The organism is Pseudomonas quercus (genome assembly GCF_012033695.1).
Taxonomy (GTDB): Bacteria; Pseudomonadota; Gammaproteobacteria; order Pseudomonadales; family Pseudomonadaceae; genus Aquipseudomonas; species Aquipseudomonas quercus.
The window spans coordinates 396,844-408,926 of sequence record NZ_JAAVJI010000003.1; the positions used below are offsets into that span (position 1 = coordinate 396,844).

14 protein-coding genes are annotated in these 12,083 nt (G+C 61.6%); 8 read left to right on the plus strand and 6 right to left on the minus strand.

The genetic code is table 11. The annotated features are described in order from the left end of the window. The first annotated feature begins 3 nt into the window (after positions 1-3). The 5 genes from lysA to HBH25_RS08240 are packed head-to-tail and all read left to right on the plus strand — an operon-like array spanning position 4 to position 4,399. Complete coding sequence (gene lysA, locus HBH25_RS08220; protein WP_168083351.1) at positions 4-1,251, plus strand: diaminopimelate decarboxylase; 1,248 nt, start codon at positions 4-6, stop codon at positions 1,249-1,251. 5 nt (positions 1,252-1,256) lie between these two features. Next, positions 1,257-2,087, plus strand: coding sequence for a diaminopimelate epimerase (gene dapF, locus HBH25_RS08225; protein ID WP_168083353.1), 831 nt, complete (start codon positions 1,257-1,259; stop codon positions 2,085-2,087). Positions 2,088-2,106: 19 nt separating this feature from the next. Continuing rightward, positions 2,107-2,802 (plus strand): DUF484 family protein, encoded by a 696-nt coding sequence (locus HBH25_RS08230; protein ID WP_168083355.1) that lies wholly within the window; start codon positions 2,107-2,109, stop codon positions 2,800-2,802. Next, entirely contained in the window at positions 2,799-3,707 is a 909-nt protein-coding gene (xerC, locus tag HBH25_RS08235; protein ID WP_168083357.1) for a tyrosine recombinase XerC, read from the plus strand. The genes HBH25_RS08230 and xerC overlap by 4 nt, the downstream gene beginning before the upstream one ends. Then, positions 3,704-4,399, plus strand: coding sequence for an HAD family hydrolase (locus HBH25_RS08240; protein WP_168083359.1), 696 nt, complete (start codon positions 3,704-3,706; stop codon positions 4,397-4,399). The genes xerC and HBH25_RS08240 overlap by 4 nt, the downstream gene beginning before the upstream one ends. A gap of 53 nt (positions 4,400-4,452) precedes the next feature. On the opposite strand, the gene sutA is transcribed toward HBH25_RS08240, so the two are convergent. The 4 genes from sutA to glnK all read right to left on the minus strand — a co-directional run bounded on the left by sutA (position 4,453) and on the right by glnK (position 7,265). Continuing rightward, positions 4,453-4,779 carry a transcriptional regulator SutA gene (gene sutA / locus HBH25_RS08245; protein WP_168083361.1) on the minus strand — a complete coding sequence of 109 codons (327 nt, stop codon included), beginning with the start codon at positions 4,777-4,779 and terminating at the stop codon, positions 4,453-4,455. 94 nt (positions 4,780-4,873) lie between these two features. Next, positions 4,874-5,296: a secondary thiamine-phosphate synthase enzyme YjbQ gene (locus tag HBH25_RS08250; protein ID WP_168083363.1), complete on the minus strand. Its 423-nt coding sequence runs from the start codon at positions 5,294-5,296 to the stop codon at positions 4,874-4,876. A gap of 262 nt (positions 5,297-5,558) precedes the next feature. Continuing rightward, on the minus strand, positions 5,559-6,893 hold the full coding sequence (locus tag HBH25_RS08255) for an ammonium transporter (RefSeq protein ID WP_168083365.1): 1,335 nt from the start codon (positions 6,891-6,893) through the stop codon (positions 5,559-5,561). A 33-nt stretch (positions 6,894-6,926) separates the two neighbouring features. Further along, complete coding sequence (gene glnK / locus HBH25_RS08260) at positions 6,927-7,265, minus strand: P-II family nitrogen regulator (RefSeq protein ID WP_002555808.1); 339 nt, start codon at positions 7,263-7,265, stop codon at positions 6,927-6,929. Positions 7,266-7,680: 415 nt separating this feature from the next. On the opposite strand from glnK, the gene HBH25_RS08265 reads away from it, so the two are divergent. Together HBH25_RS08265 and HBH25_RS08270 are read left to right on the plus strand one after the other, a co-directional pair. Beyond that, on the plus strand, positions 7,681-7,959 hold the full coding sequence (locus HBH25_RS08265; protein ID WP_168083367.1) for an accessory factor UbiK family protein: 279 nt from the start codon (positions 7,681-7,683) through the stop codon (positions 7,957-7,959). Between the two features lie 64 nt (positions 7,960-8,023). After that, positions 8,024-8,941 carry a LysR family transcriptional regulator gene (locus HBH25_RS08270; RefSeq protein WP_168083369.1) on the plus strand — a complete coding sequence of 306 codons (918 nt, stop codon included), beginning with the start codon at positions 8,024-8,026 and terminating at the stop codon, positions 8,939-8,941. A 10-nt stretch (positions 8,942-8,951) separates the two neighbouring features. Here the strand turns inward: HBH25_RS08270 and yghX are convergent, their stop codons facing one another. Next, the gene (gene yghX / locus HBH25_RS08275; RefSeq protein ID WP_168083371.1) at positions 8,952-9,836 is read right to left on the minus strand and encodes a YghX family hydrolase; all 885 of its coding nucleotides are present in this window, start codon (positions 9,834-9,836) and stop codon (positions 8,952-8,954) included. 123 nt (positions 9,837-9,959) lie between these two features. Next, positions 9,960-10,367, minus strand: coding sequence for an NUDIX hydrolase (locus HBH25_RS08280; RefSeq protein ID WP_168083373.1), 408 nt, complete (start codon positions 10,365-10,367; stop codon positions 9,960-9,962). Positions 10,368-10,521: 154 nt separating this feature from the next. Between HBH25_RS08280 and HBH25_RS08285 the strand changes: the two genes are divergently transcribed. Beyond that, positions 10,522-12,015, plus strand: a complete 1,494-nt coding sequence (locus HBH25_RS08285; protein WP_168083375.1) for a YifB family Mg chelatase-like AAA ATPase — start codon at positions 10,522-10,524, stop codon at positions 12,013-12,015. The last annotated feature ends 68 nt before the right edge of the window (positions 12,016-12,083 follow it).

A 12,083-nucleotide genomic window follows, 5' to 3' on the forward strand; every position in this document is an offset into this window, starting at 1 on the left:
GATATGAACGCTTTTCAATACCGCGACGGTGAGCTGTTCGCGGAGGGCGTAGCGTTGTCGGCCATTGCCAAGCGCTTCGGCACCCCCACCTACGTTTACTCACGGGCCCATATCGAAGCCCAGTACCGCAGCTACGCCGACGCCCTGCAAGGGGTGGAGCACCTGGTGTGCTACGCGGTGAAAGCCAACTCGAACCTGGCCTTGCTCAACGTGCTGGCGCGCCTGGGGGCCGGTTTCGATATCGTGTCCGGTGGTGAACTGGAGCGGGTTCTGGCCGCCGGCGGGCGTGCCGACCGTGTCGTGTTTTCTGGCGTTGGCAAAACCCGCGCCGACATGCGCCGGGCGCTGGAGGTAGGCGTTCATTGCTTCAACGTAGAGTCCGCTGACGAGCTCGAGCGCCTGCAGGCGGTCGCCGCCGACATGAACTTGCGTGCTCCTGTATCGCTACGTGTGAACCCGGACGTGGACGCCGGCACCCACCCGTACATTTCTACAGGCCTGAAAGAAAACAAGTTTGGCATTTCTATCGAGCAGGCCGAGAGCGTGTACCTGCGTGCGGCGCAATTGCCCAACCTGGACGTGGTCGGTGTCGACTGCCATATCGGTTCTCAACTGACCACATTGGAACCGTTCCTGGACGCACTTGACCGCCTGCTGGCGCTGACAGACCGCCTGGGCGAATGCGGTATTCACCTGCGCCATATCGACCTTGGCGGCGGCGTAGGCGTGCGGTATCGAGACGAAACGCCACCGCCGGTCAGTGACTATATCCAAGCCGTACGGGAACGTACTGCAGGCCGTGGCCTGGCGCTGCTGTTTGAACCTGGCCGGTATATCGTAGCCAATGCAGGCGTGCTGGTGACCCAGGTGGAATACCTCAAGCACACCGAGCACAAGGATTTTGCCATCGTCGACGCGGCCATGAACGACCTTATCCGCCCGGCGCTGTACCAGGCCTGGATGGACGTGGCTGCCGTGCAGCCACGCGACACGGCAACCCGCACCTACGACATCGTCGGCCCTATCTGTGAGACGGGTGACTTCCTGGCCAAGGACCGTGATCTGGCCCTGGCCGAAGGTGACCTGCTGGCCGTGCACTCCGCCGGTGCCTACGGCTTTGTGATGAGCTCCAACTACAATACGCGCGGCCGTTGTGCCGAGGTGCTGGTGGCCGGGGACACGGCCCATGAAGTTCGCCGCCGTGAAACCATCACCGAGCTTTTTGCGGGCGAAAGCCTGTTGCCGGAGTAATAGCCATGCTCCTGCGTTTTACCAAGATGCATGGCTTGGGCAATGACTTCATGGTGATCGACCTGGTCAGCCAGCATGCCCACATTACCCCCAAGCACGCTCGCCAATGGGGCGACCGCAACACGGGTGTCGGTTTCGATCAGTTGTTGCTCGTCGAAGCGCCCACCAACCCGGACGTGGATTTCCGGTACCGGATCTTCAATGCCGACGGCTCCGAGGTGGAGCAATGCGGCAACGGCGCGCGCTGCTTCGCACGGTTCGTACTGGACAAACGCCTAACGGCGAAGAAGAAGATCCGCGTTGAGGTCAAGAAGGGTGTTATCGAACTGGACGTTCAGAATGACGGCCAGGTGCGTGTGGACATGGGCCCTCCCCGGCTGTCCCCGGCCCAGGTACCGTTCCAGGCTGAGCATGACCAACTTACTCATGTGCTGGAGGTGGACGGCGTAGCCTATGACATCGCGGCGCTGTCCATGGGTAACCCTCACGCCGTGGTGCGCGTGGACGATGTGGAGGCCGCGCCGGTTCAGGTGTTAGGGCCGCGGATCGAACACCATTCGCGCTTTCCGGAACGCGTCAATGCAGGCTTCTTGCAGGTAATCGATCGCCAGCGGGGTAAGCTTCGTGTATGGGAGCGCGGCGCAGGTGAAACGCGCGCCTGTGGCACCGGTGCCTGCGCAGCGGCCGTTGCGGCCATTGCCCAAGGCTGGATGGACTCACCCCTGACCCTGGACTTGCCCGGCGGCAGGCTTGCATTGGAATGGGCCGGGCCGGGCCAACCTGTGTTGATGACCGGCCCTGCCGTACGCGTCTACGAGGGGCAAGTACGCCTCTGACCATGGGAGCTCAACCACGATGAGTCACGAACCTGATACCAAGGGCGAGGTTGATGCCGCGGCTGTAGTGGCGTACCTGGAGCAGCACCCCTCGTTTTTTGTTGACCATCAAGCGCTGCTGGCCACCTTGCATATCCCACACCAGCGGGGCGATACCATCTCGCTGGTCGAGCATCAACTGGCCCTGCTGAGAGGTCGCAATACCGAACTGCGGCAACGGCTGGCACAGTTGATGGACGTGGCACGCGACAACGATCGCCTGTTCGACAAGACACGCCGGTTGATGCTGGAGCTACTGGACGCCACCAGCCTTGAAGAGGTAGTGATGGCGATGGACGACAGCCTGCGCCAGTCGTTCAAGGTGCCTTTTGTGAGCCTTGTGCTGTTTACGGACGTGCCCACCTCAGTAGGCCGCTCGGTCACCCTTGGCGAAGCCCAGCATGCCCTAGGCGCATTGCTGGCCGACCCCCGGCCGGTGACCGGCGTGCTGCGTCAGCATGAACTGGAGTTCCTCTTCGGCACAGAGCATCCTCAAGTCGCCTCCACTGCCCTAGCACCGCTGGTCCACCAAGGTGTAATCGGCGTGCTCGCCATTGGTAGCAGCGACGCCGATCATTACAAGAGTTCGGTAGGCACGCTGTTTCTGGCCCACATTGCTGAAGTGCTCAGCCGCGTGCTACCGCGCTTCACAAGCATGCCCAGGCCAGTACGATGACCCTCCAGGCGCAATTGGCGGGCTATTACCACCATCTGCGCACCGAGCGGCAAGCGTCTGTGCATACACTGGCGGCCTACCGCAACGATTTGGCCAAAGTAGTCGAATACTGTGAGCAAACGGGCGTAGCCACTTGGCCTGAACTCACTGCACCCTTGCTGCGCCGGCTGGTTGCCCGGCTCCATCAGCATGGGCAGGCACCCAAAAGCCTCGCCCGCTTGCTTTCAGCCGTTCGTGGTTTCTATGGCTGGCTCTTGCGTGAAGCGTTATGCGATCACAACCCGGCCGTGGGGCTGGCCGCGCCCAAGGGCGAACGCCGGCTGCCCAAGGTGCTCGATGCCGACCGTGCGCAGCAGCTGCTCGATGGGGGGGCGGAGGATGATTTTCTTGGGCGGCGTGATCACGCCATGCTGGAGCTCTTCTACTCGTCTGGCCTGCGCCTGTCAGAGCTGGCGGGGCTTGATCTGACCTCGCTGGACCTGTCCGAGGGCCTGGTAGAGGTACAGGGCAAGCGCAACAAGGCGCGCGTCGTGCCTGTGGGAGGCAAGGCCCGGGAGGCCGTGCGGCAATGGTTGACCTACCGGGGCCTGGGCAGCCCTGTGGACGATGCCCTGTTCATCAGCAAACGGGGGGAGCGGCTAGGGCCGCAAGCCATTCGCCTACGGGTGCAGGCCGCTGGGCAACGAGAACTGGGCCAAAGGCTTCACCCTCACATGCTGCGGCACTCCTTCGCCAGCCACGTGCTCGAATCCTCGCAAGACCTGCGCGCGGTCCAGGAAATGCTAGGGCACGCGGATATCTCTACCACGCAGATCTACACGCACCTGGACTTCCAGCACCTGGCCAAGGTGTACGATAACGCGCACCCTCGCGCCAAACGCAACAAGGACACGGAACAACCATGACCATTACGCTGGTGACCTTTGACCTTGATGACACGCTATGGCACACCGCGCCGGTCATTCAGAGTGCAGAAATCGTTTTGCGCCAATGGCTGGCTGCGCATGCGCCACAACTGGGGCCATTCCCACCCGAACGCCTGCATGAGATTCGCCAGCGGCTGGTGACTGCCACGCCAGCCCTGGCCCACCGCATCAGCTACCTGCGCGAGCAAGTGTTGTTCATTGCCCTGAACGAAGCCGGGTATCCGCAGGCTGAAGCACAAGGGCTGGCACGCGAAGCATTCGAGGTGTTCCTGGAAGCGCGCCACCAGGTCAGTTTCTTTCCCGACGCGCCTGCCACCCTTGAGACTCTGGCACAGCGCTATACGCTGGGGGCGCTCACCAACGGCAATGCCGATGTGAGGCGGTTGGGTGTAGCAGATTACTTCAGCTTTGCGTTATGCGCTGAGGACGTGGGCGTAGGCAAGCCCGACCCGCGCCCCTTCGAAGAGGCACTACGCCGTGGTGGCGCCACTTCAGCCAACGCTGTGCATGTGGGCGACAACCCCCATGACGACATTGCCGGCGCCAAGCAGGCCGGCTTCAGGGCTGTGTGGTACAACCCATTGCGGCTGCCATGGGAAGGGCAAGCCCTACCCGATGCCGAGGTAGCGACGTTGGCAGAGCTGCCGGCGCTGCTGGCCAGCTGGGACTAACCAACGGGCAATAAAAAGCCCGCAGCGACGACGGGCTTCTTACAGGGGTGGCTTCAGATAGGCCGGCTACCGTACTTGTTGTCCGGTTTTTTGGGCGGATCCGCCACTACATTGGGCTCCACTTCCTGTATCTGACCGCCACGGGACAGGTACTCTTCCATGGCTCGGGCCAAGGCGTCCCGCTCTTTTTGCTTGGCTTCGACACTGGGAAGCTCATCCACGCTGACAGCGGCTTTCTTGCCCTTGCCGGCAGGCGCCGGGCTGTCGCTGGCACCACTGTCATCATCGGCGACGTCTTCGGCGGCCGTTTCCAGGCCTTCCTCGGTGTCGTCCTCGTCACCTACTTCCAAGTCATCTTGTTCCAGATCGTCGTCGCTCATGGTCCTACCTCATGTGTTGCCGGAGCAATTGTATATAGCCCAGCCGTACCGGCGAGTTCGGCGCGGCTGATAGAAATACGCTGGGCCTGTGCCCTTAGCCTTCGCCATGCAAAGTGGCGATCAAACGCCTGGGGCCACCGTGGTCTCGGTGCTCACCCAGGTAAATCCCCTGCCAGGTCCCCAGCGCCAGGCGCCCGGAGCGCACTGGCAGGCTGAGCTGGCAGCCCAGCAGGCTGGCCTTGAAATGCGCGGGCAGGTCATCGTCGCCCTCGTCATTGTGCTCATAACCGCGAGCGCCGTCCGGTATCAATTGGTCGAAGAACCGCTCGAAATCCCGACGCACTGCGGGGTCGGCGTTCTCATTGACCGTCAGTGAAGCCGACGTATGTTGCAACCAGAGATGCAGCAGGCCTACTTTGCACGTTGCCAGGGCTGGAAGGCCCGCGAGTATTTCGCTGGTGACCAAGTGAAACCCTCGGGGCCTTGCTGCAAGGGTAATCGGCGTCTGTTGCCACATAACGCTCTCCGCACATTTCGGGCGCATTCTAGCGCGCTCGAAAAAAAAGCAAAGTCCTGTATTAGTGTTGGCTTTTCCTACAGAGGTAGAAACCCTGTATTACGCCCAATAGATCCGGGACACGCTTGGCAGGCCGTTCAAAGCAGTGACAAAAAAGGATAAAAAAAATGCCCGGCGTACCGGGCATTTTTTTACGAATGGCGTGCCTTCAGGCTCGCCAACCGGCTTGCCAACCGGCTTGCCAACCGGCTCGCCAACAGGCTTAAAGGTTGTAACCGCGCTCGTTGTGTTGAGCCAGGTCCAGGCCGACCGCTTCTTCTTCATCCGACACGCGCAGCCCCATGAGCATGTCCAGTACTTTCAGGATGACGAAGGTCACCACGGCGGTATAGATCAGGGTAAAGCCTACGCCTTTGGCCTGAATCCACAGTTGCGCGCCAATATCCTCTACCGTACCGAAGCCACCCATGGCCGGTGCTGCAAAGATACCGGTGAGCAAGGCACCAATGATGCCGCCGACGCCGTGTACGCCAAAGGCGTCCAGGGAGTCGTCGTAGCCCAGCTTGCGCTTGAGTGTTGTAGCACTGAAGAAGCACAGCACACCTGCCACCAGGCCAATGATCAGTGCGCCCATTGGGCCAACCGTACCGGCTGCCGGGGTAATGGCAACCAGGCCTGCCACTACGCCCGAAGCGATGCCCAGCGCGCTTGGCTTGCCGTGGCTGATCCACTCGGCAAACATCCAGCCCAAGGCTGCAGCGCCAGTCGCGATCTGGGTCACCAGCATGGCCATGCCCGCGGTGCCATTGGCAGCGGCGGCAGAGCCGGCGTTGAAGCCGAACCAGCCTACCCACAGCATGGCCGCACCAATCAGGGTGTAGCCCAGGTTGTGAGGCGCCATCGGGGTGGTGGGGTAGCCTTTGCGCTTGCCTAGCACCAGGCAGGTCACCAAGCCCGCAATACCTGCGTTAATGTGCACCACTGTGCCGCCAGCGAAGTCCAGCACGCCCCAGTCCCACAGCAGGCCGCCATTACCGCTCCACACCATGTGCGCGATAGGCGCATACACCAGGGTGAACCACACGCCCATGAACACCAGCATGGCCGAGAACTTCATGCGTTCAGCAAAAGCGCCTACAATCAGGGCCGGTGTAATGATCGCGAAGGTCATCTGGAAGGTCACGAACACAGCTTCCGGGAACAATGCCGTGGCCGATGTGACACTGGCTGGCGTGATACCTGCCAGGAACGCCTTGCCCATGCCGCCCACGAAGGAATTGACGTTGGTCACGCCTTGTTCCATACCAGTGGTATCGAACGCCATGCTGTAGCCGTAGATGAACCACAGCACCGTCACCAGGCCTGTAATCGCAAAACACTGCATCATTACCGACAGCACGTTCTTGGAGCGCACCATGCCACCATAGAACAGGGCCAGGCCGGGCACGGTCATGAACAGCACCAGCGCGGTAGAGGTAAGCATCCAGGCGGTGTCGCCGGAATTGAGCACAGGTGCCGCCGCCTCATCAGCCAGGGCCAGGCCTGGCATTATGAGAGACAACAGGGCGCCTAGCCCTGCGAATTGACGCAGAGTCATATTGTTTACTCCTGGGGCGTTTTTAGGGTCGGCTTAGATGGCGTCGGTATCGGTTTCGCCGGTACGGATGCGAATCGCTTGTTCCAGGTTGACCACGAAGATCTTTCCGTCACCGATCTTGCCGGTGTTGGCGGCTTTAGTGATCGCTTCGATCACCCGGTCCAGATCCTTGTCGTCGATGGCTACATCGATTTTTACTTTCGGTAGAAAATCCACCACGTATTCCGCGCCACGGTACAGCTCGGTATGGCCCTTCTGCCGGCCAAAACCCTTGACCTCAGTGACGGTGATGCCCTGCACGCCGATTTCCGACAACGACTCGCGCACGTCGTCCAGCTTGAACGGCTTGATGATGGCAGTGACTAGCTTCATGAAACTTTCTCCCGAATTGGTGGACTTGCCCCAGGAAAACAAACCCGACTCAAGTCTAAGCGCAGTGTCCGACTTTGTAACCCGGCGCAGGCGGCGCCGCTGTGTATCGGATACCTGTCTTGGCAGAACACTTCCCCGTTCCGCCTATGCACTGTGTTCGCCGTTCAGGCCGCCATCAGTGCAGGGTCTTCTGCTGCCTCCAAGCAGAAACCTTGCCACCTTCGGCCGCTTGCCGAATTCAGCCAGCCCGAGGCAGTTTTTTAGGTTAGAAAGCAGGGCCTGGCGCCAAGCCACGCACACTATTGGTGCGTCACAGGCGGGAGCACCGCCCAACAAGTGTGCAGTGTAAGGTCGCCAGCAGGCGTCAAACCCCGTGTTACACTTTGGCCAGTCTTCTTTATTGGAACCTGCCCTCATGCTTGCGCCAAAAGCCTTCCTCGATGCCCTTACCGATCAAGCAAGCCGCTTGCTGGGTGGCAATACCCTACCCCCTCGCCAAGAGTTCGAAAGCCAGTTCCGTACGCTGCTGCAAAGTGCCTTTGCCCGGCTGGACTTGGTAAGCCGCGAGGAGTTCGATACACAGATGGCCGTGCTTGCCCGCACCCGCGCCAAGGTAGACGCCCTTGAAGCGCAGCTGGCCGAGTTTGAAGCACGGCTGCCTGCAGCGCCGGCTACCACCACTCGGCAAGACTGAACACGGGCGCTGCTACAGCGCCTATCAGTACGCTCTCCCCCTCACCCCCCACCGATCCCTGCCGATGAATCGCAACGAACTGCGCAAGGCTGATATCAACCTGATGGTGGTGTTCGAAGCCTTGATGCTTGAACGTAATGTCACCCGGGTGGCGGAAAAATTGTTTTTAGGCCAGCCAACCATCAGCGCCGCGCTGAATCGGCTTCGCGTGTTGTTCAATGACCCTTTGTTCATCCGCGTAGGCCACCGCATGGAGCCCACTGCCCGCGCAGAAGCGCTCATCAAGCATCTCTCCCCCGCCTTGGACGCGCTGTCGATTGCGCTAAGCCTTAGCCACGACTTCGAGCCTGCCACCAGCAAGATGACGTTCCGGATCGGCTTGTCGGATGACGTGGAGTTCGGCCTGCTGCCGCCGTTGCTGCGTGCGCTGCGACAGGAGGCCCCGGACGTGGTTGTGGTGGTGCAGCACGTGGACTACTGGCGCATCCCCGACCTGCTGGCGGCGGGCGACATCACTGTTGGCATCAGCCAAACCCGTGGCCTGCCCGCCAATGCCAAGCGCAAGCTGCTGCGCAGAATGCATGCCCGGGTATTGCGCGCCGACGGTGCACAGCACCCCTTGACCCTGGACGAGTACTGCAGCCGCTCCCATGTGGTGGTGTCCCATACGGCCAATACACGCGGTATTGCGGACGAGTGGCTGGATGAAATTGGGCGCACTCGCAAGGTGGTGCTGTCCGTGCCCCAATTCAGTTCACTGCCCTCGATCCTGGCCGGCACCGACCTGCTCGCAGGTTGCCCGGATTATGCCGCTACGGCCATGGAGGCGTGGGGCAACCTGCACGCCGAACCTCTGCCGTTCGAAACCCCGGCCCTGGAATTGTCCATGGTATGGCTGAGCATCACCGATACAGACCCGGCGGAACGTTGGTTACGGGCGCGGCTAGAGCAGCATATGGGCGATGGTGGGTTGGCTCATTGAGCTGCAAGCTTCAAGCGAGATAGCGGGTGAACCAATCGATTGTGCGTTGCCAGGCCAGGTCTGCGGCGGCCTTGTCGTAACGAGGGGTGGAGTCGTTGTGGAAGCCGTGGTTGGCGCCAGGGTACACGTAAGCTTCATAGGTGTTGTGATTGGCTTTGAGCGCTTTTTCATAGGCGGGCCAGCCTTCGTTGATGGCCGTGTCCAGCTCACCGTAGTGCAACAGCAGGGGCGCCTTGATGCGGGGCACGTCTTCGGCCTTGGGCTGGCGACCATAGAAGGGTACGGCGGCTGACAGCTCGGGGTAGGCCACGGCCGCTGCGTTGGCAACGCCACCGCCATAGCAGAAGCCAGTGATGCCGACTTTTCCGGTGGCTGCCGGGTGCGCCTTCATCCATTCGATGGCTGCGAAAAAGTCGTTCATAAGCTTTTGCGGGTCCACTTTCTGCTGCAGCTCTCGCCCTTTGTCATCGTTGCCAGGGTAACCGCCTACCGAGGTCAGGCCATCCGGCGCCAGGGCCACGAAACCGGCCTTGGCCACACGCCGCGCCACGTCCTCGATATAAGGATTCAACCCTCGGTTTTCGTGAGCCACGACCACCGCTGGGGCTTTTTCCTTCTTGGCGGGCCGCACCAGGTAGCCTCGCACCTGGCCGTGGCCCTGGGGCGAGGGGTACAGCACGTATTCGGCCACGATGTCCGGGTCAGTAAACTCCACTTGCTGGGCCAGGGCGTAATTGGGGCTTAGTGACGCCAACAAGGCCGAAGCCGACAACCCTGCCACGGTGAAGGCCGCTGCGCGGTCCAGAAAGTCCCGGCGGCTGATGCGGCCATGGGCATAGTAATCGTAGAGTTCCAGCAACTCCGGGGCGAAATCCTTGGCAGTGAGGCGCGACATAAGGCGATTCCTGGCATTGAAGGCGTCGCAAGACTATAGCCGAGCGGTAGATAGCCTGCACTGAAGGGGCGCCTTGTTCGCTGGCTCTGCCAGCTCCCACAGGGTTGTGTTGGAACCTACTGGCTATGATGCACGTTCGGTAAAGAACTGCGGCAGCACCCAATCCCTTGTCAGCGGCGCCAGGCACAAAGCCTGTGCCTGCTGGGCACTCACCCACACCGCTTCTTCGATTTCGGCAGCCGGCACCACCTGAGTGTCGATCACGACGTCGAACAACGTACAGTGCACCTGAAACCCTGGCTCGTTTGCAGCCGGTGCACTAGAAGCCCCAAGGTAGGTGGCTTGCGAAGGCTGGATACGCACACCCAGCTCTTCCTCCAGCTCACGGGCCAAGGCTTGAACAGGTTGCTCGTGCGCTTCGATCTTGCCACCAGGTTGCATGAAAAAGGCCGTGCCGCGCTTGCGAACCAGCAGGGTGTGGCCTTCGTTGTTCAGCAGGAGGGCAGCGGCGATGTGGAGGGTGTTGGGCATTGCGCATAAACCTTTGATAGAGGGGATGCATTGTGGCAGCCGCTTACATTGCTACCTAGCCCTATACATATCTTGCTTTACACTCCCTCCCCTACCCTCGGCCTCCTGATTTAAGCTTCCCCCTTCGCAAGGAAGCGTATTCACAGGAGCCGCCATGTCGCTCGCTATCGTGTACAGCCGTGCCCAGGTTGGGGTTGGTGCACCCGCCGTTCTGGTGGAGGCGCATTTGGCCAACGGGCTGCCCGCCTTGACCCTGGTAGGGTTGCCTGAAGCCTCTGTGAAGGAGAGCAAGGACCGGGTGCGTAGCGCTATCGTCAATTCCGGGCTCACTTTCCCGCCACGGCGCATTACCCTCAACTTGGCCCCGGCGGACTTGCCCAAGGACGGCGGGCGGTTCGACCTGGCCATTGCGCTGGGTATCCTGGCTGGCAGTGGGCAGGTGCCGGTGGAGGCGTTGCGAGAGGTGGAATGCCTGGGGGAGCTGGCATTGTCTGGCGCGGTACGGCCGGTGCAGGGCGTGTTGCCCGCCGCCCTGGCTGCACGGGACGCTGGCCATACGCTGGTGGTGCCGCAGGCCAATGCCGAGGAAGCGTCACTGGCCAATGGGCTAACCGTGATCGCCGTAAACACCCTGTTGGAGTTGGTCGGCCACTTCAATGGGCAGCAACCCCTCAGCCCGTTCAAGGCCCAAGGCCTGTGCCTGGTGGCCCGCCCTTATCCGGACCTGAACGAAGTGCAAGGCCAGATCGCCGCCAAACGGGCGTTACTGGTGGCCGCTGCCGGGGCCCACAACCTGCTGTTCAGCGGGCCACCGGGCACGGGTAAAACCTTGTTGGCCAGCCGGCTACCAGGCTTGCTGCCGCCTTTGAGCGAACATGAAGCGCTGGAAGTGGCTGCCATTCACTCAGTGGCCAGCCATGTGCCGCTGAACAGCTGGCCACAACGGCCTTTCCGCCATCCGCACCATTCCGCCTCGGGTGCGGCGTTGGTAGGCGGCGGTGGCCGGCCGCAGCCGGGGGAGATCACGCTGGCGCACCATGGGGTGCTCTTTCTGGATGAATTGCCCGAATTCGACCGCAAGGTACTGGAGGTACTGCGCGAGCCGCTGGAGTCCGGCGAAATCGTGATCGCACGTGCCCGCGACAAAATCCGCTTCCCGGCGCGCTTTCAACTGGTGGCCGCCATGAACCCCTGCCCCTGCGGCTACCTGGGCGACAGCACCGGCCGCTGCCGCTGCACCACCGAACAAGTGGACCGCTACCGCAACAAGCTGTCCGGCCCTTTACTGGACCGTATCGACCTGCACGTAACGGTGGCCCGTGAAACCACCACCTTGAGCCCCAACGGCCCACGGGGAGAGTCCACGGCTACCGTCGCAGCCCAGGTGGCCAAGGCACGGGACAGGCAATTGGAACGGCAAGGCTGCGCCAATGCCTTGCTGGACCTCAACGCCCTGAGGGTTCACTGCCAGTTGCCAAAAGCGGATGAGGCCTGGCTGGAGCAGGCCTGCGAACGGCTTACGCTGTCGTTGCGGGCGGCGCACCGCTTGCTGAAAGTGGCCCGCACATTGGCCGACCTTGAAGAAGCGCCGGGTATCGAGCGGGCACACTTGGCGGAGGCGTTGCAGTATCGGCCGGCGGTGGGGTGAGAAGTGTGAACGGTACATGCCTGCTGCGCCCGCGCTGCGCCCGCTTCGCAGGCTCCTACATGCGCCTG

Excerpts from the sequence above, each read along its gene's own strand:
- lysA (WP_168083351.1), top strand. The coding sequence starts at position 4 with ATGAACGCTTTTCAATACCGCGACGGTGAGCTGTTCGCGGAGGGCGTA.
- dapF (WP_168083353.1), top strand. The coding sequence starts at position 1,257 with ATGCTCCTGCGTTTTACCAAGATGCATGGCTTGGGCAATGACTTCATG.
- HBH25_RS08230 (WP_168083355.1), top strand. The coding sequence starts at position 2,107 with ATGAGTCACGAACCTGATACCAAGGGCGAGGTTGATGCCGCGGCTGTA.
- xerC (WP_168083357.1), top strand. The coding sequence starts at position 2,799 with ATGACCCTCCAGGCGCAATTGGCGGGCTATTACCACCATCTGCGCACC.
- HBH25_RS08240 (WP_168083359.1), top strand. The coding sequence starts at position 3,704 with ATGACCATTACGCTGGTGACCTTTGACCTTGATGACACGCTATGGCAC.
- sutA (WP_168083361.1), bottom strand. The coding sequence starts at position 4,779 with ATGAGCGACGACGATCTGGAACAAGATGACTTGGAAGTAGGTGACGAG.
- HBH25_RS08250 (WP_168083363.1), bottom strand. The coding sequence starts at position 5,296 with ATGTGGCAACAGACGCCGATTACCCTTGCAGCAAGGCCCCGAGGGTTT.
- HBH25_RS08255 (WP_168083365.1), bottom strand. The coding sequence starts at position 6,893 with ATGACTCTGCGTCAATTCGCAGGGCTAGGCGCCCTGTTGTCTCTCATA.
- glnK (WP_002555808.1), bottom strand. The coding sequence starts at position 7,265 with ATGAAGCTAGTCACTGCCATCATCAAGCCGTTCAAGCTGGACGACGTG.
- HBH25_RS08265 (WP_168083367.1), top strand. The coding sequence starts at position 7,681 with ATGCTTGCGCCAAAAGCCTTCCTCGATGCCCTTACCGATCAAGCAAGC.
- HBH25_RS08270 (WP_168083369.1), top strand. The coding sequence starts at position 8,024 with ATGAATCGCAACGAACTGCGCAAGGCTGATATCAACCTGATGGTGGTG.
- yghX (WP_168083371.1), bottom strand. The coding sequence starts at position 9,836 with ATGTCGCGCCTCACTGCCAAGGATTTCGCCCCGGAGTTGCTGGAACTC.
- HBH25_RS08280 (WP_168083373.1), bottom strand. The coding sequence starts at position 10,367 with ATGCCCAACACCCTCCACATCGCCGCTGCCCTCCTGCTGAACAACGAA.
- HBH25_RS08285 (WP_168083375.1), top strand. The coding sequence starts at position 10,522 with ATGTCGCTCGCTATCGTGTACAGCCGTGCCCAGGTTGGGGTTGGTGCA.